This window comes from Thalassotalea sp. G20_0 (assembly GCF_017744175.1).
In the GTDB taxonomy this organism is placed as follows: Bacteria; Pseudomonadota; Gammaproteobacteria; order Pseudomonadales; family Endozoicomonadaceae; genus Endozoicomonas.
The window spans coordinates 67,109-93,412 of record NZ_JAGHQV010000024.1; the positions used below are offsets into that span (position 1 = coordinate 67,109).

At 47.5% G+C, this 26,304-nt stretch carries 21 protein-coding genes and 1 pseudogene; 8 read left to right on the forward strand and 14 right to left on the reverse strand.

Annotated features, from left to right (window positions below; all coding sequences use genetic code 11):
- Positions 1–4: 4 nt before the first annotated feature.
- Both J7438_RS15325 and J7438_RS15330 read left to right on the forward strand, forming a co-directional pair.
- A complete protein-coding gene (locus J7438_RS15325; RefSeq protein WP_209277228.1) occupies positions 5–856 on the forward strand; it encodes an alpha/beta hydrolase family protein in 852 nt (283 codons plus the stop codon).
- A gap of 63 nt (positions 857–919) precedes the next feature.
- The gene (locus tag J7438_RS15330; RefSeq protein ID WP_209277229.1) at positions 920–1,327 is read left to right on the forward strand and encodes a hypothetical protein; all 408 of its coding nucleotides are present in this window, start codon (positions 920–922) and stop codon (positions 1,325–1,327) included.
- 150 nt (positions 1,328–1,477) lie between these two features.
- Here the strand turns inward: J7438_RS15330 and J7438_RS28660 are convergent, their stop codons facing one another.
- The 4 genes from J7438_RS28660 to J7438_RS15350 all read right to left on the reverse strand — a co-directional run bounded on the left by J7438_RS28660 (position 1,478) and on the right by J7438_RS15350 (position 3,739).
- A complete protein-coding gene (locus J7438_RS28660) occupies positions 1,478–1,753 on the reverse strand; it encodes a hypothetical protein (RefSeq protein WP_286198453.1) in 276 nt (91 codons plus the stop codon).
- Positions 1,754–1,839: 86 nt separating this feature from the next.
- Complete coding sequence (locus J7438_RS15340) at positions 1,840–2,892, reverse strand: aldo/keto reductase (RefSeq protein ID WP_209277230.1); 1,053 nt, start codon at positions 2,890–2,892, stop codon at positions 1,840–1,842.
- 123 nt (positions 2,893–3,015) lie between these two features.
- Positions 3,016–3,270, reverse strand: coding sequence for a DUF3081 family protein (locus J7438_RS15345; protein WP_163372621.1), 255 nt, complete (start codon positions 3,268–3,270; stop codon positions 3,016–3,018).
- A gap of 34 nt (positions 3,271–3,304) precedes the next feature.
- The gene (locus tag J7438_RS15350) at positions 3,305–3,739 is read right to left on the reverse strand and encodes a DUF3429 domain-containing protein (RefSeq protein WP_286196614.1); all 435 of its coding nucleotides are present in this window, start codon (positions 3,737–3,739) and stop codon (positions 3,305–3,307) included.
- Positions 3,740–4,117: 378 nt separating this feature from the next.
- Between J7438_RS15350 and J7438_RS15355 the strand changes: the two genes are divergently transcribed.
- On the forward strand, positions 4,118–4,714 hold the full coding sequence (locus J7438_RS15355) for an HNH endonuclease (protein WP_209277232.1): 597 nt from the start codon (positions 4,118–4,120) through the stop codon (positions 4,712–4,714).
- A gap of 81 nt (positions 4,715–4,795) precedes the next feature.
- Entirely contained in the window at positions 4,796–5,107 is a 312-nt protein-coding gene (locus J7438_RS15360; RefSeq protein WP_101745945.1) for a TusE/DsrC/DsvC family sulfur relay protein, read from the forward strand.
- Between the two features lie 142 nt (positions 5,108–5,249).
- Here the strand turns inward: J7438_RS15360 and J7438_RS15365 are convergent, their stop codons facing one another.
- The 3 genes from J7438_RS15365 to J7438_RS15375 all read right to left on the reverse strand — a co-directional run bounded on the left by J7438_RS15365 (position 5,250) and on the right by J7438_RS15375 (position 11,277).
- Entirely contained in the window at positions 5,250–6,644 is a 1,395-nt protein-coding gene (locus J7438_RS15365) for an NAD(P)/FAD-dependent oxidoreductase (protein ID WP_209277233.1), read from the reverse strand.
- 133 nt (positions 6,645–6,777) lie between these two features.
- Positions 6,778–8,832, reverse strand: coding sequence for a hypothetical protein (locus J7438_RS15370; RefSeq protein ID WP_209277234.1), 2,055 nt, complete (start codon positions 8,830–8,832; stop codon positions 6,778–6,780).
- Positions 8,833–8,976: 144 nt separating this feature from the next.
- The gene (locus J7438_RS15375) at positions 8,977–11,277 is read right to left on the reverse strand and encodes an ATP-binding protein (RefSeq protein ID WP_209277235.1); all 2,301 of its coding nucleotides are present in this window, start codon (positions 11,275–11,277) and stop codon (positions 8,977–8,979) included.
- 518 nt (positions 11,278–11,795) lie between these two features.
- On the opposite strand from J7438_RS15375, the gene J7438_RS15380 reads away from it, so the two are divergent.
- Positions 11,796–12,740: a hypothetical protein gene (locus tag J7438_RS15380; protein ID WP_209277236.1), complete on the forward strand. Its 945-nt coding sequence runs from the start codon at positions 11,796–11,798 to the stop codon at positions 12,738–12,740.
- Between the two features lie 92 nt (positions 12,741–12,832).
- Positions 12,833–13,006 (forward strand): hypothetical protein, encoded by a 174-nt coding sequence (locus J7438_RS15385; protein WP_209277237.1) that lies wholly within the window; start codon positions 12,833–12,835, stop codon positions 13,004–13,006.
- Positions 13,007–13,009: 3 nt separating this feature from the next.
- Here the strand turns inward: J7438_RS15385 and J7438_RS15390 are convergent, their stop codons facing one another.
- The gene (locus tag J7438_RS15390) at positions 13,010–15,190 is read right to left on the reverse strand and encodes an ATP-binding protein (RefSeq protein ID WP_209277238.1); all 2,181 of its coding nucleotides are present in this window, start codon (positions 15,188–15,190) and stop codon (positions 13,010–13,012) included.
- 303 nt (positions 15,191–15,493) lie between these two features.
- Positions 15,494–16,480 carry a hypothetical protein gene (locus J7438_RS15395; RefSeq protein ID WP_209277239.1) on the reverse strand — a complete coding sequence of 329 codons (987 nt, stop codon included), beginning with the start codon at positions 16,478–16,480 and terminating at the stop codon, positions 15,494–15,496.
- A gap of 248 nt (positions 16,481–16,728) precedes the next feature.
- On the opposite strand from J7438_RS15395, the gene J7438_RS15400 reads away from it, so the two are divergent.
- Positions 16,729–17,709, forward strand: coding sequence for a hypothetical protein (locus tag J7438_RS15400; protein ID WP_209277240.1), 981 nt, complete (start codon positions 16,729–16,731; stop codon positions 17,707–17,709).
- 338 nt (positions 17,710–18,047) lie between these two features.
- Here the strand turns inward: J7438_RS15400 and J7438_RS15405 are convergent, their stop codons facing one another.
- Positions 18,048–19,148: a carbohydrate porin gene (locus J7438_RS15405; RefSeq protein ID WP_209277241.1), complete on the reverse strand. Its 1,101-nt coding sequence runs from the start codon at positions 19,146–19,148 to the stop codon at positions 18,048–18,050.
- 508 nt (positions 19,149–19,656) lie between these two features.
- Here J7438_RS15405 and J7438_RS15410 point away from each other — a divergent pair.
- On the forward strand, positions 19,657–20,304 hold the full coding sequence (locus J7438_RS15410) for a deoxynucleoside kinase (RefSeq protein WP_209277242.1): 648 nt from the start codon (positions 19,657–19,659) through the stop codon (positions 20,302–20,304).
- On the opposite strand, the gene J7438_RS15415 is transcribed toward J7438_RS15410, so the two are convergent.
- The 4 genes and pseudogenes from J7438_RS15415 to J7438_RS15430 form a co-directional block, all read right to left on the reverse strand.
- Positions 20,285–21,769: a DUF4116 domain-containing protein gene (locus J7438_RS15415; RefSeq protein WP_209277243.1), complete on the reverse strand. Its 1,485-nt coding sequence runs from the start codon at positions 21,767–21,769 to the stop codon at positions 20,285–20,287. The two genes, J7438_RS15410 and J7438_RS15415, sit on opposite strands and share 20 nt — an antisense overlap.
- Positions 21,747–24,242, reverse strand: coding sequence for a PEP/pyruvate-binding domain-containing protein (locus J7438_RS15420; RefSeq protein ID WP_209277244.1), 2,496 nt, complete (start codon positions 24,240–24,242; stop codon positions 21,747–21,749). Before J7438_RS15420 ends, J7438_RS15415 begins: the two co-directional genes overlap by 23 nt.
- Before the next feature lie 396 nt (positions 24,243–24,638).
- On the reverse strand, positions 24,639–25,742 hold the full coding sequence (locus J7438_RS15425; RefSeq protein ID WP_209277245.1) for an enoyl-CoA hydratase/isomerase family protein: 1,104 nt from the start codon (positions 25,740–25,742) through the stop codon (positions 24,639–24,641).
- A 312-nt stretch (positions 25,743–26,054) separates the two neighbouring features.
- Positions 26,055–26,304: pseudogene (locus J7438_RS15430) on the reverse strand (ISNCY family transposase); the annotation flags it as partial.

Sequence of the window (26,304 nt, forward strand, 5' to 3'; positions counted from 1 at the left end):
ATTTATGAAAATAACAACAATTATTATCAAAACCCCGGATGGCTATCACCTTGCCGGTACCGAGTTTCTGCCTGAACAAGCCAATGGGATTGGTGTAATTATCAATGGTGCCACCGGTGTTTTGCGCAGGTATTACCAGGATTATGCCGAGTTCTTATGCCAACAGGGCTTTACAGTGCTGAGCTATGATTTTCGGGGGATTGGTGAGAGCCAGCCGGTCCACAGCGATGCCCCGGCTCCCAGCATGCTCCACTGGGGGCAACGGGATATGAATGCGGTACTGACTGACTTTATCCAGCGCCACCCACAACTGACCGTGAAAGGCATTGGTCACTCCGTGGGTGGCCAGCTGTTGGGCGTTTTGCCGGATAATAACCGCTACTGCGGATTTTTAAACATCGCATCACAGCATATTTACTGGAAGCACTGGCCAATGAAAGACCGACCATTAACTGTGGCGTTTTTCTTTGGTGTACTACCACTGTTCTATACCCTGACGGGAGGTTTACCTAAATGGGTATTAGGTGCAGAGTACTTGCCCCGACAGGTTGCCCGGGACTGGAGCCGTTTTGGTCGCAGAAAGGCCTATATTGCTGACCCCGAAGGACGGCCATTACGGGAAGGTTTTCAGGAATACACCGGCAAGATGCGCTTTTACGGCATGGCCGATGACCGACGTTTTGCACCACCGACAACAGTTTATCAGCTTGAGAAGCTATTCAGTAACGCAGACAGTCATGTCAGAATTCTGAAGCCCGGGGATTACCGGATGAAGTCCATTGACCACTTCGGATTTTTCAAAAAAAGCATGAACCGACAGGCATGGCAAGAGAGTGCCGAGTGGTTACTGGAGTAAATGCGGTAACGAAACGCCTACAGGCCCGAAAGGTATAAAACGATTTTCTCACTGAGCAATAGAATGATGCATGAAAAGTTGCTATTACCGACATTACTGCTGGTTTTCTCTTCTGCAACAGCCAGTGAGTTAAAGCCCTTTGTCAGTGATGGCTGCAGCCTGTTTCCAAATGGCACATTGTCCCAGCCTGATCAATGGTTGCACTGCTGTGTCAGTCATGATTTCACTTACTGGCAGGGCGGCACCGAAGAAGGCCGATTACATTCAGACCAGGCATTGCGACAGTGTCTCAGAGACGCTGGCCATCCCCGGATTGGCGCTTTAATGTATGCCGGTGTTCGGATTGGCGGCAGTCCATTATGGCCCACACCGTTCCGCTGGGGATTTGGCTGGGAGTATCCACGTTTTTATCGCCCATTGTCTGCAGAGGAGCTTGATCAGGTTAAAACCCTTTCCCGACAGATGGAGTAATGGGAAAGGAGTAAACCGCTCCACCTGCCCTCGGTAAATTTGGACGCAGGTAACGAAGAAAGCCTGCTGCCTTTTTCCACCAGCGTTCAGGGCGTTTCCTGCCTGCGATCACTATCTTTTGTGACAACCTGATCAGTGTTAGCATGGTGTTCATGAATAAGCATTGAACAGGGATTCACCATGCTCAAAATGGAAAAAAAATGCCAGCAGTGTCAGGCAAAAACCGATGAAGTTGACCTGGCATTTATCTGTTCCTTTGAATGTACCTTCTGCTCCACCTGTTCTGACCATCACGACTTTATCTGCCCAAACTGCAGCGGAGAACTGCTGCAACGACCAAGACGAACCCGAACGCCTCTGGATGTCAGCCTGGACCGGGTTAAAAAGAAACTGTTTGGAAAGTAAGCAGCTCTCTTTGCTGGACAATTGCTTGCAGAAAAATCAAGACAGCCAACAGGTTCCGGTATTTGAACATTGTTGGCTGGGAGAAACACCCTCAGCGATCGATTGCTTTAAAAAGGCACCGGGTATTGACGGAATACAGCATTGATCTCGCCCAACACCTCTTTTGATAATTTCAGCTGGTAAGCATCAATATTTTCCTTAAGCTGCGCCAGTGAACTGGCTCCGATAATCGTCGATGTTACACCCTCTGTTTGATATACCCAGGCCAGTGCCATTTGCGCCAGAGACAACCCATGGCGCTCAGCCACCTCATGATAGTCTTCAATCGCCTTGTGAGTCATAGGGGTATTGCGGAAGAGACCATTTCTCTGCTGGAAAGACCAGCGAGAGCCCGAAGGAATCTGTCCATTTCGGTACTTGCCAGACAGCACGCCGCCGCCAAGTGGCGACCAGGGTAGGTAAGCGACATCATTTAATACACAGGACTCCAATACATAGGGTGAGTCCTTGGCATGTATTAAGCTGAACTCGTTCTGGATAGATACCATCCTGGGCAGATCATACTTCTCGCTCAACCGCACATACTCACCAATGCCCCAGGGCGTATCATCGGAAAGGCCGCAATAACGGATCTTCCCCGCTTTAATGCAATCATCCAGCCCTTGAAGAATATCCACCATTTCCGCTTCCTGCCGCGCTCGATCCACCTGGGTATGGGGAACCATTCCTGGCCAGTGTCTGGCAAAATGGGGAGTGACCCGGTTTGGCCAGTGCAGCTGGTAAAGATCAATACAGTCTGTATTCAGGCGTTTCAGAGAACCTTCCACAGCTTCTTTTATACGCTGGCCACTGATTGGGCTGCCATTGCGTATCCACGGCAGTCCCGCACCGACAATTTTCGTGGCAATGACAACCTCGTCACGCTTGCCCGGATTGGCCCGAATCCATTCACCAATGCAGCGCTCAGTTTCACCACTGGTCTGTTCATCAGGGGGAACCGGATACATCTCGGCCGTATCGATAAAGTTAATTCCCTGGTCCAGCGCAAAATCAATCTGCTCTAACGCCTCATTCAGAGAATTCTGCTTTCCCCAGGTCATGGATCCCAGGCAAACCTCCGTCACCTGCAGTTCACTGCATCCCAGTTTAATTTTTTTCACTGACCGACTCCCCGGTATTTTTAAGGATTAATGCGCATTACACTAATAGAAAAACACAATCAGGAGAATAATCAAATCAACACTACTGACTGATCCTTGAACCGAGCAAAGGTGAACAGCCAATTATTGCTCGGCAATGCGGTAAAGCAGCTTGATAAAGGCGTCTGTACTTTTCTGGCTGGGGGACTCAATCCCGAATTTATTATGAAAGTAGATGGACAGCTGACAATCCCTATTGCCCAGCATTACGGTATAGCCATCATCCATTGACTTTGCGGTAACACCTTCCAGGAAGTAGCCCCCGGCCACCTGCTCACCCTTGTCCAGAATTCGGGCAAATGCCAAAAGGCACTTTTGAATATCGATATGTTGATCCACTGACTGACTCCTTTAGAAAAGCAAGGCTCCCCGCTTACGTCATTTTCAGGGAGGCATAGAGAAAACAGTGCAATATAAACACCACAAGGGTAACAGTTGCTCTCATGGACAGGTAAGACTTTACCCGCCCATCGGCCAAAGGCTCTGTATGAACGCACTCAATAATCAGTGTTGCCAGATAGCTGATGGCAAGTAGCACCAGCATCAGATGATTCGCCAGTCCTGCCATAAGCCCTCCGAATACCGAGAGTGCAATGACATTACTGGCCAGTACTTTAAAAATGTTTCTGGATTGATTCTCACTGTAGACGGCCTGCCCCCATAAAGAACCGGCCATAAAGCTGCTGATAACAACGGAATAAATAATGAACAGTTGTTCCCCTGTGTTATCAAACAGAGACTGGTCCCTGATGGATAGAGACAGCGTAATAATGAAAGGCATTATCCCAAGCCAGGCGAGCCAGTACATGAGTCGTTGAAAGCGATCCACCGGGTTCTCCTTTGGTCTCACAGTTTGATCTCACAGTGATGTCTGAACCTTCCACCTCACAGGTATAGGGCTTATTTGCCAGGGAAGCACAGTTATGCCTTACCTGTACGAATGGTCAGATTGACTGGATCAGGTCATATCATTGCTTCGGGTTTATTAATGCTGAATGAATGTGTTAGCCTGAAATGGATACGAATCAGAATAATAGAGCCAATAAAATGATTAACCAAACGGCCTTTATGGTCGTAGCAGCCTGCCCGGTTACAGAGGACTCTGCTCAGCGAATGCGTTGATCGTGAGTTTGAATGGCCCGTCAGGTTGACCTTTATCAGGGACTGATAAACGGGAGCCTCTGTCGTGTATATTCTGCGGTTGAATACTGCTGGCCAGCCTGTTGAGTGGCTTACCTGGCAGGAAACAGTATGCCTCTACTCAAGAGAGTTGGTTCACTGGAGCCTGGGAGATATTATTTACCGGATCCATGGCGGCTATAACCGATGGCATGGAGATCGAACGATTATCGAACTCCCCAGTATCGTTGCCTGTGGCGGTAAACGGCTTTTCCCCTGCCGAAGCAATCCAACCCTTAGCAATTACTCGCTGTTTGAAAGAGACAATCATCAATGCCTGTATTGTGGCCGCTTCTTCAAAACAAGGGAGCTTACCCGGGATCATATTGTGCCAAAATCCAAAGGAGGCGTTGATGACTGGATGAACGTTGTTGCTGCTTGTCGGCGCTGCAACCAGTTTAAAGGTGACAAATTGCTGGAAAACTCCGGGATGTCACTGATCGCCCTGCCCTATCGCCCCAATGCTGCCGAATATCTTGCCCTGGTCAACAGCCAGCGAATCCTGCCGGATCAGGCGGACTATCTCAGAACCCAGTTTTCCAAAAACTGTCGCTGGAAAAGCCGTAATCGCAATACCTCATCTGGCATATTGCAACCCATTTAAATCATCAGTTGAAGCCCTGTCTATGTGCAGGGCTCCGGTGTAAACTCCCCGCCCTGTTTAATTTTTGTAGTGGAATCAGCAATGCCCCTGAATCTCGACAACGATGGCTACCTGGCCAACCTTGACGAATGGAATACAGAAGCTGCCACAGAGCTGGCGGCGCTTGAGGGTATAGTGCTTACTGAAGCGCACTGGGAAGTGATTTACGCGCTGCGGGCGTTCTATCAACAATATGAACTGGCCCCTAACCAGCGGCCTTTTGTTAAGCATATTGCCAATACCCTTGGCAAAGACAAAGGGAACAGCCTCTATCTAATGACGCTTTTTCCTGAAAGTCCGGCCAGAGTTGCTGCCCGAATTGCCGGACTGCCCCGTCCTACCAACTGCTTCTGACCGTCAAAGAAGCCATTCTGCCTGGAAATGGAAGGAATAGTCACATCTGGAATATGGGCAGAGGAATCCACAACTTAGTCCTGCTGATTGATAACAGTAACACCAGCCACTGCTCAACAGGACACAGTCGGTTCTCGATGCATTATTTTTCCGGGCTTACCAGCAGTTGATCAACATCCTCCTTGAGTCTGGTAAAGCCAACGGCTTTCACAGCCTCCAGATAACCGGGATCACTTTCGCTCTTGCCCTGAAGCAGGTTGGCGGCAATTCTTCCGTAGGTCATGGCACCTTTGGCACCGACTCCGGACATTCCGGCCATCACCACGAAGTTGCTGTCCATGTCACCGGATGGCGCGACTAGCTGGGAGACAATGGGTACCTCGGTACTGGTCAGGCTATAGACACAGGAAACCTCGTCAACCAGTTGCAGATCCTCATCGTTCACCGGCACCCCATGCATGCGTAAATACCGACCGGTGTTCTCAATGCTCCAGCGAATCTCCTCTTCGGACAACGCCTGGTGCCAGACATCGTCCAGTTTGTTGATGTCGCTGCGCTGGAAATGGCCGCCAATCTTGATGACCGGATTTCCATCTGCATCAGAAGATTCAAACATGGAATAAAAACTACCCTCCCGGGTGCCAGCGGAGCTGTTAATCACCGGATAGGCTCGTCTCAGCTGACTGCGGGCATGATCATCAAGTTGATGATACTTCGCCGGACTGATCTGCAGGAACGCAAGAAATACCCGCTTTGGCGTGATCAGTTTATCCATGTAGGGTGCCAACTTAGTTAGCAATGGGCCGGTGTAAGGGCCCGCAGCGCTGACGATCTGGCTGGCTGTCAATTTCCTTTCAGAACCTTGCGAATCTTTGGTGGCAACCAGGTAGTAGTTACCCTGCCGTTGGATATCGCTAACGGAAGCATTGTAAACAATTGTGCCTCCTTTTAGTTTAATGGCCCTGTGCAGCAGTGAAATCAGTGCTTCAGGATTAAGGGTGCCTGAGTGCTCATTGAATTCACGATGCAGAAAAACCTCCTCCGGCAGCTGGACACCAAACATCTCCATTCCCTCCTCCGGCGTTAGAGCTAATTTGTAGTCCACCTTTTGTCGTTCAGAGGAAGCAATAATGGCATCAGCCGCTTTCAGCGGCCTCATATAATTGACGGGTGTTGTCTGGTAGACAGCAGACATCGAGATATCGTCGCCCTGATTACCGAGATAGTTGACCAGCGTTGCGGTTTCCTGAACCGAACGGTTGTGGAGGTAAGACCACAGATCGCTGCCCAGGTTGTTGCTTCTGGCAATACGTGTCAGCCCTTTGCTGGAACCCTGACTGTATTCACGATCCTGTTTTTCCAGCAGGATAACCTCTTTGCCGTCCCGGGCCAGCTGCCAGGCTGCGGCGCTACCCATCAGTCCACCGCCGATAACAACAACGGCGTAGTGCTTTTCAGCGGTTGTTGTACCCCCGGCCTGGAGCTGACCACTGAAGAAGACAAATATCGATGTGAGTACTAGAGAGAATACGGTCATATTTCCTCCATGAAACGGAAAATATAGTTAAAAGTTAGTTTTTTTAATTGGACAACCCGTCCAGCAAAAGGTTCCATCGACGGGCATTTATTTAGCTGCAGTCAACACTCCGCCCCCCTGATAGGTATCAGCATTAATGCCCCGCCATTACTACTTTGCAGGCTCCATAAAGCGGAGCAATAAACTGAGCGTACCGTACAAACTCCCAGAAAGTCGGCTGCCAGCTTCTCAGTTCAACTTGCGGCGGAGTTGTGACGGTAATATCCAGGCTTTTGAGGGAAAAACTGCGTGATTCATATCGCCCCGGGCTGAACAAACCCCATAATGCATACCATTGACAATCCGGAGCAGCAGGCTCTGATGCGCAGGGCTGGAAGTAGAACGGCATATTTTTCAGATTCATGGTTACTTTAAACGTGTATCTGCTATCAGGAGCCAGATAATCTTCGTAGCTCAACGTTTCAGGGGAGAATAACAGTCGCCCCGGATAATAAATGAGTCCGGGTAAATAAGTCCGGTAAATTGCAGCGCCGGTTCCATAATCGAAACTGAGCTGGTAGCGTGTTGAAACTCTGAGGGTATCACTGGCCCCGTTATCTGGTACGGGGTCCACCAGCAGCTGGATATGGTCATCAAAATAGGCGGTGGATTTCAGCCGCTCTCCCAGCCAGCTGGATTCGTAAAGTTGCACCCTGATCAGTGGTGATGTTTCGGCAGACATGGTGGATAACGACAGGTCTTTGAAGGTGTAACTTGCCGTGTCTTCGACGATTAATCCACAAGGATAGCCCCTGGATTGATAGCCCCCGTTCAGATCAAATGCGCCCCCCCACACAAGGGCTGACGACATATCACCGTCGGGGAACCGGAGAGTATTGGGTGGGCTGGATGGAATTCGCCGATCGGTGAGAACCTCAAAACTGACATTATCGAAACCGTTCGGGCGACATTGCAGGGATGCAGGCTTCCACAGATTATTATTGCGTGTGTGAATTTGGTAGGCATTCTTTGGGTCATTAATATTCAGCGTTGCTTTCAGCCGAACCGAAGACGAGCGTAAATTGCTGACCGACAGCTGCCCTTCTTCACCACGTATCAGGTCATCACCATTGGCCGGGCAAAAAATGCTGACCGACAGCTGCTCTTTTTCACCAGGTAACAGGTCATAACCATTGGCCAGACGCGTGATAACCCCGGGTCGGCCAGGACTCAAGTCAGGCGAGTCTATTTTCACAAATTTCACGTCATAGACCAGTTTGCCCATGCCACAGGGGCTGCGTCCCACTTGGGCAACATCGGCGTAGCAACTTCGGGCAACGTCCCAGCAATTCCTGGTATCGGACTGACGACGATTTTGCCCGGTGGGCGTTTCTTGATCACATACCCGGTAAGTCCCACAGATAACCGGATCCTCAATCAGTTGGCACTTTTCCCAACGCCAGACAAGGTCAATCGGGTAGTCCAAAATGCCCTTATACTCCGGAGCCGGAAGGTCACGCAGCCATTGGACGGCCCGTTCAGGGTCTGTTTCTTTCAATGCATGCCAGGCGGCTTCATCCAACGGATCCGGATAACGAGTCCAGGAGTACCCGGCCCTGCCACACTGCAGGTACTCATGTCGTACATTGCGGCTTTGGTCCAATGGCAAAATCTTTCCGGGACAGGCAAGGCTGATCCGTGGTCCTGAATAGAAGGGGAACAGGTTCTTTTCAACACACCGGTTCTCAGGGCGGGGCGGAGTGCCCCTGTCCATAACGGGTTGGCCGTTTCTTGCCGGTGAACCACGACGGTCTGCAGTGCGGGGACGTTCATCGTCACGGTAAGCAGGATGACCACTGGTCAGCGTAGCCATCCACCCGGGTTCAGGTGGTGGCGGTAAATAAGGGGGTGCAGAGGGTACATTAACCGACGGCCCCAACCCCATTGTTGCAGGAGTGGCCGAGGACGGAGAATGGGGGGAGGCATTCACCGGTGTTATACATCTGTTCGCCAGGGCCAGAAAAATAAACGTCTGAGCAGGAGCAGATACGATTTTGCGCGTAATTTTGTGAAGAGCGCTGACAGTCCCATAAGCACAATCCAGCACTGGGCGTAGCCAATTTGCAGGGGAAGCAGGTACTTCTGATGAGTTGGCAGATGTTGCTATTTCTGGCTGAGAAATGGTGGGACTGGCAGTAGTAGTTAACATGGTCAATTCTTCATGACAGTGTTACACGTGATCTCAAGAAGATGTGCCAGTTATGATTTTCTGACACATCCAACATGGAATTCTGACCATAGGGAAAAGTTTTAGTTCACTGCCAAATGAGGAATGCTCTGAACGGTAAAATCATTACGAAAAATCTGGGAACATATTCTTCAGCCGGTCAGTAGTACGAGTCTTTTTCTGTTTATCAGAAAAAAAGTTGTCTTCATAATGATTCATTACCTTTTCTATAAATAATAAGCGATCATTGGTTTTCACAACCAGCTTCAAGCCTTCATCGTGAACTCTTTGAATAACGTTGAAGAACTGCTCAATGTTCATCCCGCACCTAAATTTACTACCGGTCATATCGCACTTCAGAAAAACCACCTGATGCTCTGTATTGGATAAATCGCTTAAATAGAAATCAGGCATTAGCTTTTGGCCTCCGGGCAAAAAGCAGGGACCCACCTCACGGATCTGCTTCACCGGGATACTGAGTTTTATGGCAATCTCATCCAATGATTCCGCCTGTTCAGTAATCACGCCTGCCGCTTTGTCCCCTTGATAGTGACTCAGTTGCAATAATGCATCATCAGTCTGGACTTCAAGGCTATCCCACCATCGGGAACGTCGACTGTCTCCCTGTAGATCGTTCAGGTAACAAAAGTTATGGGCAGTTTCGGTCAAGGGATCAATAATGCCGAAATGTTTTTTATCGATATGGACAGGATAATTTGAACTGACCATGATAGCTTTGTTTTCAGCCATCACATGTTTCATGGTTTTCGCCAGAAACATTTTGGTGATGCCGAACTGACATTTGGTAACATCATCCACTATCACCAAATCCTTACCGGCAAGCATTTCGTCAACCTTTCTATTCCATTGTTTATCATCACTGCCGAGGTCCAGATACAGGCAACCTACTCTTTCATCGCTTATATAGAGGGTGTTGACGCCATAGTGAGCTGCTTTTTTGGCAACGGCTACACAAAGATGCGTTTTTCCTATTCCCGCTGATCCGGTCAGAAATAGCCCCATAGGTTTTTTGGGCAGAGTTTCATCCAGGTTATTAATCACAGCGTGTGTGAACTTCAGGGCAGTCTGTTTCATCAGGTCCTGCTGTGATGAGCCGGTTTCAAAATTCTCGAAGTCGGCAGCAAGATTTTCAATGGAGAACGGTTCACCATGATCCACCGGTTTTGGTTCCAGAACCGGTGTGACAGGCAACGGCAGTTGTTGATGCCAGGCTTTATCATTTGAAAAAAAATGTGTCCAGCGCTCAGCTCTGAAGCGCATTCCACAGGTAAGGCCAACAATGGGAGATTTATAGCTCAGGGTATGATCGGTCCAATCTGCATAACCCGTTTCCCCCTTTGCAATAGCAGCAATTGTATCCGTACACTGTGGTTGATTATAGCCATCAATCAGGAGGTTTTTGACTTGCTCGAACGTTTTCGGTTCAGCAAACTTATCTGGACCAAATCCCAGATAGAGATTTTGTTCGCTGCTGTTTTGTCCGGTGCATATCAGGTTAAAACCCATGGCACTGCCGGTTTTGTGTTTCGCACTGTAGCTCTTAACGCCCTGAATATAGATAATATCTCCCTTTCTGATATCCAGGTCTCCCGCTTCAATGCCCGTTGGATTCGAGATAGGCTCCCCGAACGAAAAAAAGCCAAACAAGCCGCCATAGAGAGGGTTGATCATCTCGAACGGCTTTAAAACGCCAGAGTGAAGTGACATAGCTTCACACGCATCTTGAACCATTGTTTCACTGTCACAGAAAAGCGAACAGGCAATTCTGAATGTCGAAACCGGCGAACCAAACAGGCGGTTGAATTCATCAGTGCCAAGAATGGTTTCAATGGCTCGATACTGACAGGCCAGTAAGGTCGTGGCACAGTCTGCTGTGGTAGGGCCATGAAAAAAAGCACTCAGACACTCACTTGGTGTTTGTCCTTTACTGGCTACAAAACTGGACTTGCATCTCTCGTCAAAATACTTCGGTAGTGAGTGAAAACCGAGAGACGAAACGTTGACCAGATCTGGAAGCTCACGGACACGATAGTCCTCAGGGTAAAAGACCCCAAGGCTTTTGTTATCCTCCAGTGGTGGCGGTCTATATCTTCTCTGTATCGGTCCAGTTCTATTGTTACATGTGACCCTCACAGGTGGGTAATACTTTGTCTTGACTGAACCCCGTTCATCGTAAGGTGTATTGCTGTGCTGGAGCCAGTGAATCGTTCCATCGGCTAATTGCTCATCCAGGGGCGCATTGCTGTTACTTTTCGGGAAATATTCCTGAGGTGGAGTGATCGTATCTATAGCCTGAAAATGAGTTTTTATAATTTTATTATCTTCACGAAAGGACTCTTTGGTACCTGGTAAATAGGCGGTTGGACTGTCTTTGGTAATTCTGAATTCACTAATCTCCTTAGTCATTGCCCCACGCCTCTGCCCACCAGAATCAGGTATTTTTTTCAGGACTTCTTCAGCGCCCCCGTCCTGCTTTTTTTGGGTTAGGGGGTGATTACCACTTAAGGTATGACCAGAAAAAGTCGGAGGTTTGCTATTTTGAGCAGCCATCTCACACATTCTGAAATCTTGTGTTTTGGATTCAAGATGAACGCGTGACTGATATGTGGTGGATGTAGTATCCATACTTAATTGACCTTTGTAATTTATATAAATCCATTAAAAATCAGCATTTAAATTCAGATATTTAATAGCCAAAGTGTAACAACCACTTCAGCATTAATTATCATTCCTGCATAAATCATAATTAGCAGGTTGGTTCTAATAAACGAGCCTATGAACAAGTTATTGGATCAGAAACTGGTTAAAAGGTTCCAGTTTTTTTCTGACAGATTGGTCTACAATGCTTGCGTCGCAATGAATAGCCTGCTGAGACTGGAACAGCTTCACGTTTACGGCAGAAAATAATTAACGAGGATTAAAAATTGGATACTAGAGTTGGTAGTAACACGCCACCCTCATCTAACGAATCATACACTGATGCACCACCTGCCTATGAAACAACTGCAAAGATAGTTTTTTTGCAAGGCTTAAAGTCACTGCCCCGACATATAGCTCTTGTAAAAGCGAAAGAAGTGATTAAAGAACTACTAGATGAGTACCAGATTAATATTGGTGAATTAGTTGGAGGAACTGGTTCTGGCCAGCATTTATCCGAACGTAGTGTGAGTGCCCCAAATAGAATGTCTCCAATCAGACAACTGATGCAAGTAGATGGAAATAATGATTTGGTAAAAAGTTTAAACATATTGGCAGAGAGATTTAACGAAGAAGTTTCTGATTTTGAGAAAATAATCAACAGCAAAAATCAAGAGAAAATTATTGTTAAAGCTCACGGCCTGACCAGAATAGCCACGCAGCTTAATAAACGTTATTTCCACGATTATGATTACAGACCCATGTTCCCACAAAGCTTACTTGATAAGTTTGGACTTATCAAGATGCTCCCCTCTGATTTCAGCCTGTGTTCAAAAGCCATCTATCGATTGTTCGAGAGTACTCTTCAGTGCAGCACCACCGATGGGCCTACTGATCATCAAAAAAAGGCACTCACTGAATTTTGTGACAAGCTACTCAAAATAACAGCTCATGAGAACTATGCCGACAAGAGAGATATTAAATATGTCAATGAGGATCTGGAGAAAGGGTATTATCCGGATTCTTCTGCCCAGACGGTAGCTAACTTCTGCTCTACCGTTCTCCTTTTTACCCTGGACGTAAAAGTTTTCCGGGATACTCTGGATGCATTATTCACATTGTATGAATTCACGCCAACCGAAGCACCACTGAAGGAGATTCCAGAGGATCTTAATAAAACAATTAATGAAAACGCCAGAAAAGCAGATGGGTATGAAAATTATCGTCAGTAATCGGCACTCCAAATTCTTTCTGAGAGATTAGTGACGATGATGGAGTCGCTGCTTAAGAGAGTACTGCTGTCCATTTTTTATCTGAACGTAGCGTGAGCTCCCCAGTAAATTTATCCCCAATCAGACAACTGCTGGAATTGGATGAAAATACTGATTTGGTTAATGGGCCAGATTTACTGGTAGATGGATTTAACAAAGAAGTATCTGAATTTAAAGAAATACTTACAAGTAAAAATCAACAGAAAGTCATTAAAATTGACAAATAACGATCATTCTTCAGAAAAGTCCGGAAACATATGCTTGAGCCGGTCAATAATTCCTGGTTTGTTCTTTTCCACACAAATATTTTCATTCAGAAATTTCTGCACATCTTTTAAAAACAGTTGGCGTCTATTGGTTTTGACAACTAACTTCAAGCCTTCGTTATGTACTCTCTGAACAACATGTAAGAACTGCTCGATTTTATTTCTACAATAGTGAGATTCATCACCCTTGATACGACACTCCATAAAAACAGCCTGATGCCGTGCCTTGGATAAATCGCTGAAATAGTAATCGGGGCTTATACAACGGCTTCCAGACAAATGATAGCGACCCACACGACGGATCTGGCACACCGGAATACTGAGTTTTTTAGCGACATCGTCCATTGATACAGATTGCTCTGTAAGCACGGCCGCCGCTTTGCTGCCTTGATACTGACCCAGTCGCGATAATGCGTCAGCTGAGTTGACTTCAGGATTGTGCCACCATTGGGAACGGTAATTGCGTCCCTGCAATTCACTCAGGTAAAAAAAGTTATGGGCAGTTTCAGTTAAAGGGTCAACAAAGCCAGGCGTTGCATTTTTGACAGGAATAAGGTGATTTGAGCTGACCATGATGGCGTTGTTACCCGTCATCACATGTTCCATTATTTTCGCCAGAAATAGTTGGGTACACCCGGACTCACGGTTGGCATCATCGAATACCACCAAATCCTTACCGGCAAGGATTTCGTCAACATTTTTATACCATCGTTTTAGATCACCGCCAAAATCCTGCAAGAGGCTACCTGCTTTTGCTTCGTTTATATACAGGGTGTTGACACCATATTCGGCTGCCTTTCTGGCAACCGCCACACAAAGATGGGTTTTCCCTATTCCCGGCTGTCCGGTCAGGAATAGACCCATGGGCTTTTTCTTGTGCGGTGTCCCATTCAGATTATTAATCACGGAGTGAGTGAACTTCAGGGCAGTCTGCTTCATCAGGTCCTGCTGTGATGAGGCGGATTCAAAATGTTCGAAATCATCAACAAGATTTTCACTGGGGAACGGTGAACCATGATCCACCGGCTTTGGTTCCCTGGCCGATGGTAAAGGCAACAGTGGTTGCTGATGCCAGGCTTGATCGTAATGTGCCGTAAAGCTTTTCCAACGAAAAAGACTGAAGCGAAGCGCACACTTGATACCACCAATAGAATGGTCATCAGGCACGATGTGGTCGACCCACTGAGCATAATCCGTTTCCCCCCGTTTGATAGCACGGAGTGTCTCAGTACTCGGTGGCTTGTTATAACCATTAATCAAAATACGTTGTATCTGGTCATAGGTTTTCGGCTCAACGAAACTATCCGGACCAAACCCCAGATAGAGATTGCGGCCACTGCTGTTTTGCCCGGTGCATATCAGATTATACCCCATATAATCACCGGTTTTGTGCTTTGCGCGGTAGCTGTCAACGCCCAGGATATAGAGGATATCACCCTTATTGATATCCGACTCAGACAGCTTCATCACTGGATCCAGGGAAGGTTTTTTCACATACAGAAGATCGTCAAACAGACTGTAAAGAGGGTTGTTAAAATCGATCGGATCAGTATTGTTGCTGCCATCATAAAGCCAGCGGGCAATTCTGAATTTTGAGACCGGTGAACCAAAGATCCTATTGAACTTGCTGGTGCCAATGATGGTTTCAATGGCTCGATACTGACAGGCCAGCATGGCTGTGGCACAGTCCGCTATGGTAGGACCATGAAAAAAAGCCTCAAGAGACTCACTTGGGGTATGTTTGTTACCCTTTGCGACAAAGCTGGCTTTGAATTCCGGGTCAAAATATTCCGGTAGAGAGTGCATCCCGTAGAGCTTGCTTTTAGACAGTTTGGGAAGTTCATGAACCTGATAATCCTCAGAATAAAAGATTCCCAGAGATTTTTTTTGTGGTTTCAGCCGTTGCTTTGAAGCATCATCTTCCGTCACTGAATAAGAGTCTCGTTCAGCGTAGGGTGTGTTAATGAGCTGGAGCCAGTGGATAATGCTGTTGGCGAATTGCTCAGCCAGGGGCCCATGGCTGAAACGTTCCGGGTAGTCTGTGTGAGGAACCTTTATCCTGCCTATAGCGCTGAGATGATTGAGAAAAATGGGATCATCAATACAGTCAGGGGACGCTTTTGTAAATGGTTTCCCAGAGGCCATAAACGCCACCAGGGCAATTTTATAGTCACATATTTCCCTTTTTTCCCTTTCCAACCAACTGCAGCAGAAACCCGCTTGTGTTTTCAGACTGTCTTGAGCGGCCCTCATCTCAGCCCTGACATTATTGGGAGTGGCTTGAACACCCCCTGAATAGTAACTCGTAAAGACAGGATAGGGGCTATCAACCTCAGCTATTACACAAGGTATAGGATAGGATTTTACTAGCGAAAAAGCTGAAGGGTGAAAGCAGGCAATTGCTGTGTGCATAACTCAGATGTCCTGTTGTAGTTGAATTTTCTACGGTCAACGTTTGGCTGCTTGAGGTAGTCCAGCCCTAAGATGATACGAGCCTTTACTGTTTAAACTATTAGCCTCACCAATACGTGCAAGAATCTTCTGGGCTGACAAACCGTGCTGCTCACTCCCGGTTGAGCTGGCATCTGATGTCTTTTCAACAGGAACAGCTGATGGAGCTGGTCCTAACATATTCCTCAGATATGCCACCTTTTCACCATCACTCCTGTTGCTGTGTATCGTTTTGTGAAAGATGTTGTGAGTATCGGTTAAAATTTCAGCGGTTCTGTCAATGATATATTTTTCTCTTTCGATCTTCAGATAGGGAACATAAGCATATTCAGCTGGCTTTGTGTATCTTTCGTTTATTAAAGGTTCCGAAATTTCAAAACATTTAAAGCTTATTGGCGTCCATTTCGGAACGTCCTCAAAACATCCGTCATAAAAATAACTCAACGCCTCAAACACAGTATCAATATGGACCTGATCTCTTTTACTTAATTCGTACAGACACTCATTAACCTTCCGGCTTTGCACAAAAAAACATTTCGCTATTCCTCCTGTGACGGCGGAATCCTTCCATCTCATCAGACCCATTGCATTGTCAATATCATCCTGGGAAAGTCCATATTCACGCATTTTCACCCTGACTGACGAACAGAAACGAGTAGAGTCGTAACTATCTTGACCATTCACTACAAATACCGGGCAAATCGGGGCATTAGCCAACTCAAGCTCAACGTGTTGCCGGATCAAATCAGCAACGGCCAAATGCACAGGTAAGACCGAACTTGCATCCGGTTCTGCATCTATCCCTATTTGCAGCGTATCTTCCTTTTTACTTTGGCACAGTTGATGTGCATCTAACTCAGCCGGGGGTATTTGCCTGACACCCCTTGGCCCAAAACGTGCCTCTGGTGAAAAAGGTTCAGAAGCATCCGGTAATTGGCTTGCCAGGGAAAGAGCATTGAATTGAACTGGGAATTCAGAGTTCATCCAGCCGAATCTTTAATATTGATTGTTTCAATACATTTTTAGACTCCCCGTATTCAATTAAGTTCTCCGACATTACAAAATGAAAATCATTCTCTAGAATCAGCTGAAAGAGAAATAGAAGGACTCTGTGAGTATTTCATGACGTGCTTGCAATCGGTACTGACCCGGTTGTTATACCTGTCCGGCGGCGGTTGCAATATATTGGATAATTCGAATAACTATTCACTCCAGCAGCAAAGGTAAAATTTATGGAATCAGCAGCTTTGCAACAGCAAATGGGCGAATCTTTAATTCGCGCATCAAATGCCGCATTTGGCATAGAGAGCCCGGACGGGCATGTATATACCGCAGATGACAAACAGGCGGCATTAGGCCGCCATACTGTCAAAAAACTCAATATATCAACAAGCTATCTTGCAGGCATGGCCGCTAAAGGTGGTATTTCAGGTGCCTTGGGTGGTATTGCAGGCGTTACCTATGTTGGTCTTACCAGAACCATTGGAGAGTTCTCATGGAAACCGGTGGCCATAGCGGCAGCAGCGGGTGCAACACTGAACGTATTGAGAGCCATCGCCAATGCCAGGCCCATGACACCACTGGAGCATGCCAGCCAGGAACTGGAGCAGGCCATGGAAGATGAAGCCTATCTGGTCAATCATCCGCTGGATCAGCCTGACCATGAATACAGCAGCAATGACTTTTTGGTTATCAAATATATGACCAATAGATACCAGGATTCCTGGAAGTCACTCTGGCTATTATGGGCAGGTATTCACCCCCCCTATCACCAGAGTAACCTTAATAAAAGCATGAATGAGTTCAGCACTGTGTTAGAAAGTGAATATGGCGTGAAGAAGGAGGATATTAGCAACGTTGTTGGCAGTATGGGGGATATCGACTCCCCGGAAGCTGCAACAGAACTTCCTGATTTCAAACGATTGATGACGAAGTTTCCTGTCCCGGCAAAAGACCAGGAAGATCTTGCCAGACTGATGTTTATCTTTAACCGCATCATTAAGGAAAGTCTGGACAAAACCCGGAGTCACCCGGTCACTGAACTCACTGAACTCTACCAGGACCTGCTCAAGACCAGGTACTGCCAATACAGGGAGCGCCTTGAACAGGATAAGATCCGATTGCAAGAAGATATTTGTATTTTGCGGGGTCTGGAGAGAAATCACCCGGCTCCGGTATCAGGGCCGTCTGCAGCCGGAGCTGCTGAAAGCTAGCACATGGTTTCAATGAGTTTGACGTGTACAATCTCCGTTCACCCTGAGCGGAGTCGAAGGGTGCTTGGCACGATCTATCAGAGTCTGGAGTTTCCGCCCTTCGACAGGCTCAGGACGAACGGAGTGCGGAGGCACGACAACCCGTCAAACTCATTGAAACCATGCACTAGAACACCATTTCGATGAGTCGGGTATCGGCTCCTTATAGGAGCTGGCCTGCGAAAGGATTGCTTTCTGGTTTTGCAATTGTCTCGGGATTTTGGGAACAAGTCCGGTCGTAAAAAAAGGCTCTTTGCCGGAGCAAGGAGCCTTTGGGTTAACTTTAAGCGTGTTGGTGCTTAGAAGTAGTAGTTGAAGCGGGTACGGAAGGCGGTGGTATCAGAATCCTGGCCTTTGTTTCCGTAAGCATTTTCAGTGTCAGAGTAGGACAGTGCAAATGTTACCGTCGCGTTAGTGAAGTCCATTATTGGCATGGTGTAAGCGGTGTAAACAGCGTAAGACTTGGCATCTTCAGGCTTGTTGGTAAACTTGTTAACGGCGTAAGAAGTACCCAGACCGAATGCGTCTTTATAGGTGATGTTGGTGTTGAACGTGCGTGCTTCCCAAGCGTCTTCGGCATCCTGCATCGCGATGCTGGTGTTCCACACCAGTTCACCAAAGTTCAGGGTTGTGGTGGCTGCCAGACCGTAGCGGTTTGAAAGTTCAAATTTTTCGTCTGTAACTGTATTCGTTGCCGTAACAGAGTCGCCGTTGACTTCATATTCACCACCAAAACTGATGCTAAAGAAGCCGTCATCACTCAGATAGTTAACTGCAGGGCGAACCATGAAACTGTTATGGCTTGAGTCAATGTCGATTTTGATAGCATCTTTGAAATACTCTTTACTATTTTCGAGTACGCTTTCGGTATCCCCGTAAACAGTAGAAACCTCGGCAGTCCAGTTGCCCATCTCGCCGATAATACGAGCTTGACCAGCATCACCACCACGACCACGGCCCTCTTTCGCCATGTAGTAATAGATGCCACTACCAATACTGTCAGCGCCATCAGCATAAAACAGCGCAACATCTTTACCCAGCGGGAACAGGTTCATGGCTTCGTAACGGCCAATCTGGAATGCCCAAGAGTCTTTTCGGCCAAACATTAAATAGGCGTCGTCCAGTGCAACAGTACCATTGGTCTTCATCAGTGGCTCAATTTTAGCGGAGATATAGGAGCCATCTTCACGGGTAGTGTCCCACTGCACCATCAGCTTTACACGCGAGTCGTCGTTCAGTTCAATTGCGGGGTTATCTTTTTTGTCAAAGGAACGATCAACCACATCAAAGTTAACCTCAGCATCACCACCAATGGTCAAAGAACCATCCGGAGAAGTCCAGGCCGCGTTAGCCGCAGATGTAGCGAGAAGAATTGCAGTAGCAAGCAGTGTCTTTTTCACAGCTGTATTCCTGTTGTCCTTACGACAAGATGAGGGGAAATATTGGATTTTGGGAAAGCTGCCTGATTGACAAGGTGTTCAGTATGTTGACTGTACTGTTCACATGCAGCAGCCAGAACCTTTCAGACTTGATCAAAATATTCCATCCAAAAACTGCGCGCATTGTATCCACTGCAAACTTACAAAAAGTTGACCCAGCTCAACATCTTGCAAATGTTTTATAAGAAAATATTTAAATAACAAGGATCATTGAATTTTTGAGTTGCTTTTATGGAAGAGTTACATTGCTTTTGGGTCTTTAGACATTGACAACACACCGAGAATATCAACAAGGCTCAATCCAACCCATTTAGTCTGCCAGGGCCCATTAAGCCATATCACGGCCAAGCCTACCCCCTTTCCGCCTATTACTTATTGATCACGGACGCCTAACCTCATAAAGTGCCTGCCCTTCTCATGACCAGCACGGAAATGTCATGCGTTGTATCATCAGTCACCGGGGTCCTTAATGAAGCAAACCAATCACTTTGTCGCTGTAGAAGCCAACATTGCTGCGGGCAAGTCAACTCTTCTTCCCAAACTGGCAGCAGAGCTGGGCTGGGACGCCATTCAGGAGCCTGTGAATGACCCGGAATTTACACGATTGCTTCAGGAGTTCACAGACCACCCAAATGATGCGGTTAAGCGTATTCAGTTTCAGGAGTACATTACCAATCGCAGGGCCAGCATTGTTGAGCAGTTGCCCACTGACCGCAACTATCTGATTGAGCGCTCCCTTTACTCTGATTTGATTTTTACCCAGGCGAACTTTCTGGGGATGGTCAAACCGGATGAGCGCTATATGCTGCATTATTGTGAAATCCAGCGCAGACTGAAGGATTATCCGGTGATCAGCGCGGTCATTTATCTCAGAACCGCTCCGAAAATTGCCCATAGCCGTCTGGTTGAGCGGGCAAGAAGTGCCGAAGATGGAACCCCACTGACGTACCTCTGCGATATCCATAACTATCATGAGGCCATCCTGCCACAGATCTGCCGCTCAATGGGGACACCATTAATCACTGTGAACTGGGATGATTTTGGCTGCGAAAAGAATCTAGCAAAACAACTGTTGGAAACGATTCAACCGGGCACGCTCAAGCCTGCCGTCTGTTAGGCACAAGATGAAAATCTGGGGGAATAACATTCAGGACATGGAGATGAACAGAGTGCGCGACTGTCCTGATTAAAGGATTAAAAAGAGGGACAACCGGAAAGCAGCCAGTATTGTTGAACTTTCTTGACTTAACAGAGCTACAAACATCAGAATCAGAGGATCTTGCACTAGGAGCCTTAGTCTGAAAACTTTCAGTCTGACTTTTGTATTGTGATCTTGCGGATTCAAGTTCTGTTTTAATGGGTGAGGGTATGTATTCCCAGACTCCGGGATTTGCGTCGATTGCTGAAGCGATAAAGGCAGGATCATTTTGAAGCCAAAAATCAGCAAACATGAAAGCATAAGGATTATGACCGATTAAGCGCAGCAAATAATCTCGATCCTTCAAAAATTCTTCCTTGACATAAAACAAGAGACCAATACCGTCAGCAATTAAGGTTTCAATAATGCTTTTATCGCTTCGGATTCTTTCACTTGCATAACGCATAGCATACGAATGCTGTGCGACAGCGGCCCTTACAACGTCAACATTATCCTGAAAATCCGGGCTTGCATATTGCAGCTGTTCGCCTTGTTGAGTGACTGCGGCCATGACGACATCTCTGTCATTCTTCAGTCCTCGGCTAACATATTGCAAGTCATTTGGGTGTTTTGCAATGGTTGGTAATACAAGATCTTTATCATTTCGAACCCGTCGGCTGGCATACTGCAGCCCTTGCTCCAGCAGGGCATTCCTGATCTTTTCTTTATGACCCGGAAGTGGCTGACCCGGTGGAACCTTAAACGCCAGGCGGTAACTCCAACAAGATGGTTCGATAATATAGTATTGATCTTTCAGGTCTTCATACACAAGATCAACCAATTGGGTAGTGTTTTTGCAATCTGGCAATAATAAAAGATGATGTAAGAGTTTCCTGCGGGTGTCCTGATCGATCTTATCACTGGTAAACATTTTCTGAAGTTGGTCATCCGATTTGTTCACGAACCATCTTAACTGTTGAACATGATCAATAAATTGTTGGTGATATTTGCTTAATAACGAAGAGTAGCTGGAAATTTTGCCCACAGAATGATAGACCGATAAGAAAAGACAATGGTTGAAGGCGAATCTATTGGCTTCTTCTGAAAAATCATTGTTAAGGCGTTGTGCAAGAAAGTTAAAGTTCCACTGATCTCCTTCAACAATGGGTCTGTCTTTGAGGTGAAGATCCAGATTACTCATACCACATAACACAGACAGCAGTTTTTCAAAGGCATTCTGCATGGTTGGCCTTAATTTCATTCGGGGGCATTCGACGATAATTTCTCCTGCTACGGCATTGCAACTCAGCTTCATGCCATCAGCATTCTTATCCAGTTCGACCGCTTTCAGTAACTGCGCCAAAAACCACATGCGTTTCAACTTGTCAGGTTTATCACTGCCATCAGGTTTCGTAAACCTGTCAGAAACTTTCAGCCGCAACATGCGTCCTTTCCCCCCCCTCTGCGTGTTCAAGCAGCTCGATAACGCACACATGACTTCCTAACACCAGATTAACAATCAAGGCATCATCCATACTGACGACAGCCCCTGATTTCCCTATACAATTGAGTAAATTTTTGCAGGACGGATTTAATAGCGGTGTCTTTACACCCAAGCCACCCGGAGTCGTGCAATCAACATAGGTGATGCACCCTTCATTAGAAAGCCTGCCCTGACCAGAATCCATAGTGACCGGTCCCAGCGCCTCAACAAAGCGCTTATGGAGGGCAAAAATTAACTCATGGACACTCCGGACCTGCTCAGCCTCCGTGGGATTGAGTGCTTGAAGGCTGGATTGTAGCTGATGGCAGGCTGACACCCACTGCCGAAACCTTCCCACGGATGGTGGTGATGTTTCATCGGCATGCAGGGGACGGACGATTGTGTTTACCGTTGAGGTGATGGTCTGTTTCAGCGTTTCAAACCGGGTGATCAATAGCAGTGATTCTGCCAACAATGACTTGACCCGTTCCGAACTGCTGTCACCCGCCAGCAGCAAGAATGCGCGGTAACCGTCCAACAGTGCTTCAGCCCCATGAATCAGCCGGTTTACACTGTCCCTGGTCTCTGCCACTAAATGTGATCGTTGTGGCGACATACTCAGTTTTATCGGGTGTGCCAAACAATCCAGTCCACCGCCAGGGGCAAAAAGTGCCAGCAGGCGGGCATTTTGATCCGAGAGCCAGTGAAAACCGCTGGTGACCTGACAGAATGTGCCTTCCGGTAGGGACAAATCTTCCCATGACGGGGTGTCTCTTGCTAACGGCACATCAGAAAAAGCAGCGGACAGACTCCCGTAACTGACCAGTTTTCTGCTGAGGTCACCGGTAACAACAAAGGCACCGGGCTTACCGTTAAAGCGGGCGCAGGCCAGTGTGGCCTGTTGGCCAACCTGAGCGACCACTGCCGGGTACTGGCCACCAGCCACCATTAAGGGTATTTTTTGCTGTTTCAGGAAGATCCCCACATGGTCATTCCATCCTCCTGCGGCAACGGCAAAACCCCCGACCCGTTTCAGAAATTCAGGCTCAAGCATCCACTGTTCAGCGTGTTGGGCCACGACAATGGCTCCCTCTGGCATAGTGTCTGTGGCTTGTTTATTGGCCAACCAGAGTTGTCCGGTGCAATAGCCTTCGCTGACGCCCTCGCCACTGGCCAGGGTCTCTTTGGGTATGGGCATGGCAAACTCCATACCCCCGGGAAGCCGGGTAATAGGGCGCACCTGCAACAGGAACAGGCGACCCTGATGATCGATGGCAAACTCCACATCCACGGGGCAGAGCAACAGGTCTTCCAGCTTGGTCACCGCTTGCATGAGTTCTTCAATCTGGTCATCACTGAGTCGATACCCATCACCGTCTGATTGTGCATCAGTATCAATCGCTGTTTCCGAATAGCCGTTATTATCTGTGTTTTTGTCCAGGATGAAGTGGCTTGAGATGGTCCCGCGAATGTATTGGGCGTTGTAAGCACCTTCTTTGCCATCCTTGCGCACAATGTCGATGCGGTGGGGCGTGTTACCGGACTGCCCTCCTACTATGCCTCTGGGCTGACCGGAGGTGTACTCAACCCTGACGGTATTATCACCCTGAAGTGATTGAAAGCTCATGGCTACACCACCATATTTGCAGTTAATGCACTTTTGGATAATCAGTGCCATGGGTTGTGGTATACCCCCGGAACATAATTCAGGCCGGTAACCTGAGGCCATGACTTTAAGGCAGGTGCGCAAAACATCATCTTCTCCCTGAACTTCAGAGAGGTATTTGCCCGCCTGGGCATCGCCGTAGTTATCTTCGTTGATGCCAGAACTGCGGACAATAACCGGCTGTGATCTGGATATTCGGTCACGCAGAGCCCTGATGTGTTTGGCCGCTTCAGAATCTTTAACCTGTTGGTAAAAGTCATTACTGGCCACAAATCTTGCCAGACCTGCCAGCCAGTCATTCCTTTTGGTTTGCTCTGAAGGTGGCAAGGCATTGAGATATTTCCTGATGTTCATCAGACTTGTTTCTACCCAGGGTTCACTGGTAATGCCAGAGAGATAGGGAGCTAAAAGACGGGTATCCAGAGGGTGTTGCTCAAGAGCATTCATTACCTCAGCGGTAACACATTGGAACGGTGGGACAGACAATCCTATTTCCTGCATGCGTCGCAAAAACATTCCCTTTCCCCCAAGTTGTTCCCGGTTTGGCGGGGAATGGTTCGCCTGATGGAATGGGGATGACACATGTGAACTGCACAGACGCTTGGCTAATGGATTGTTGACGGCAGGATTGCCACGGGGATCATAATCGTTAATATGCCTTCTGGCTGGCCTGCTGCCCCCATCGGATAAATTGAGGGACCTGGTATCAATATTTGGATTCGTTGCCGGGTTTTGATAACCCAAATAATGAGCTTTAACATGAAACATTTAGAATCCCTCTAACATAAATATCCATGAAATTATGACCAGTGTTTTAGTTTTTGAATGATGATATAGTCAGGAATCTGTATATGACCCTAAATTGGACAAAGATATTGTTATAAAGTTCACAGTAAAAAATTAAGTCCATACTCTCTAAAAGGGCATAAAAAACAGACACTTACCAAACCCGCCGTAACGCATCGAGAAATCGGGCGGAGATATAAGACAGGAAGGCCGGGCAGCGCAGGCACGGAACGTTCCGCAATGTGGAATTTTATGCGATAACCAAGCCCGGGCGGCTCCACCTGTTCACTGAGCAATGAATGGTGGAACAGAAACGTTCCTGGAGCGATCTAAGAGCCTTCGCCCAGGCGGGGAGTGTCAGGTGACAGTGTCTATCAGTTAGAGGTCATGGAGTGGATTCTCAGGCCAGGGTGAACTGAACAGATCATTCAACAATTGTTCATCGACCTGATCAACGGCGTTAAATTTCCACTGTGGATTTTTATCCTTGTCAACCAGCCGGGAGCGGACACCTTCGCAGAAATCGCCCTTAAGTACCGTATTAACGGACAGAGCCAACTCACTCTGAAGCGCCTCTTTAAGGGACATGTGCCGGGCTCTCTGTAACTGCCGATAGCCAATGGCTGCCGACAGTGGCGAACCATGAAGTGCGGTTTTTCTGGCGGCCAGCAACCAGTCATCATCGGTCTCAAGGCTATCAATGGCGGACATCACATCGGCCAGTGATGGTTGATCCATCAGCCCGGCAATTAAGTCCCTGTGTTCACGCACCTTCGAATAGGGTAGCCACCCGGCACTTTTTTCCCGGTATTTCTGCAGGACAGAATAAACGACAGCGTGGGCTTCTGAGGCGCTCCAGTCTGCTTGCTGCAAAGACTCCAGAACATTGTCACAAAATGCATGATCAATAAAACGGTTAGCCAGGCCAACATAGATCGCATCAGCCGCGTTGAGCCGACAGCCGGTCAGCGCCATAAACAGGCCAAGCCTGGCGGGCAGATGGCTCAGGATCCAGCTGCCGGCAACGTCCGGATAGAGGCCAATGCTGATTTCAGGCATGGCCAGCATTGAGGTATCCGTCACTATTCTGAAATCAGCCCCCGCCATCAGGCCAATACCGCCTCCCATCACAATGCCATTACCCCAGCAGATAACCGGCTTGGGATAGGTGTGAATCATGTAATCAACACGGTATTCCGTGGCAAAGAAATGACCGGGAACCTCAGGCTTGCCATCAATAACTGCCTGCCTCAGAGCCCGTACATCACCACCAGCACAAAAGGCCTTTTCACCGCTGCCCTGCATAAACACGGCCACAACATCATCATTGTCACGCCAGTCAGAAAATTGCTGAAGCAGCAGGTCAATCATGGATTGATTCAATGCGTTCAATGCTTTTTCAGCATTCAGCGTGATCAGACCAATCTTGTTATTATCCCGGGCATTCAGTTCGGAAAACAGAACGTCAGCGGCCATATTCATTACCCCTCCATATCCGTTGGCAAAAGCATAGGTAACTAAGTCTTGATTATCAATGAAAATACCAAAGCCGCAAAGGGTATTGAAGATTGGGGCAGCAATAACTGCCCCGGAATAAGAGCTATTTAGTGCCTGTCAGAAAACCCATGAATAATCCGACTCAACAGGCACTGACAAAATTTTTTTTGAAAACAAAACAGGCCGCTCATGCCAGTCACCTCCTTTTTTGATCAAAACTTAATCATTTCCCCGTTTTTCGGGTGTCCGTAATCTTCACCCAACGATGATCGTTTGTTTTCTGGTACGCTTCTCCGTTCAGGCTGCTTTTTTGACAGCCTTACTGGATTGCTTTTGCAGTATAGAGCCCAAACGGTGAAGATTGGTTCCTAAAACCGCCAGGCCAACATACCGACGATAACCGTCAATCCCTGAGTCCGAGCATCGGTCCAGCCCGTGCTGCTCAAGTGCATTAATGTCGGACTCTACCGCGGAATGCTTCTTCATTGCCCTGACAAACTCAGGGTGTCGTTCACGCTTCCGATCTTGTTCAGACCATCGCCCCTTT

Coding starts and splice junctions, on each gene's coding strand:
- J7438_RS15325 (WP_209277228.1), top strand. CDS start 5: ATGAAAATAACAACAATTATTATCAAAACCCCGGATGGCTATCACCTT.
- J7438_RS15330 (WP_209277229.1), top strand. CDS start 920: ATGATGCATGAAAAGTTGCTATTACCGACATTACTGCTGGTTTTCTCT.
- J7438_RS15350 (WP_286196614.1), bottom strand. CDS start 3,739: ATGTACTGGCTCGCCTGGCTTGGGATAATGCCTTTCATTATTACGCTG.
- J7438_RS15360 (WP_101745945.1), top strand. CDS start 4,796: ATGCCCCTGAATCTCGACAACGATGGCTACCTGGCCAACCTTGACGAA.
- J7438_RS15365 (WP_209277233.1), bottom strand. CDS start 6,644: ATGACCGTATTCTCTCTAGTACTCACATCGATATTTGTCTTCTTCAGT.
- J7438_RS15370 (WP_209277234.1), bottom strand. CDS start 8,832: ATGTTAACTACTACTGCCAGTCCCACCATTTCTCAGCCAGAAATAGCA.
- J7438_RS15375 (WP_209277235.1), bottom strand. CDS start 11,277: ATGACTAAGGAGATTAGTGAATTCAGAATTACCAAAGACAGTCCAACC.
- J7438_RS15390 (WP_209277238.1), bottom strand. CDS start 15,190: ATGGCCTCTGGGAAACCATTTACAAAAGCGTCCCCTGACTGTATTGAT.
- J7438_RS15395 (WP_209277239.1), bottom strand. CDS start 16,480: ATGAACTCTGAATTCCCAGTTCAATTCAATGCTCTTTCCCTGGCAAGC.
- J7438_RS15400 (WP_209277240.1), top strand. CDS start 16,729: ATGGAATCAGCAGCTTTGCAACAGCAAATGGGCGAATCTTTAATTCGC.
- J7438_RS15410 (WP_209277242.1), top strand. CDS start 19,657: ATGAAGCAAACCAATCACTTTGTCGCTGTAGAAGCCAACATTGCTGCG.
- J7438_RS15415 (WP_209277243.1), bottom strand. CDS start 21,769: ATGTTGCGGCTGAAAGTTTCTGACAGGTTTACGAAACCTGATGGCAGT.
- J7438_RS15420 (WP_209277244.1), bottom strand. CDS start 24,242: ATGTTTCATGTTAAAGCTCATTATTTGGGTTATCAAAACCCGGCAACG.
- J7438_RS15425 (WP_209277245.1), bottom strand. CDS start 25,742: ATGAATATGGCCGCTGACGTTCTGTTTTCCGAACTGAATGCCCGGGAT.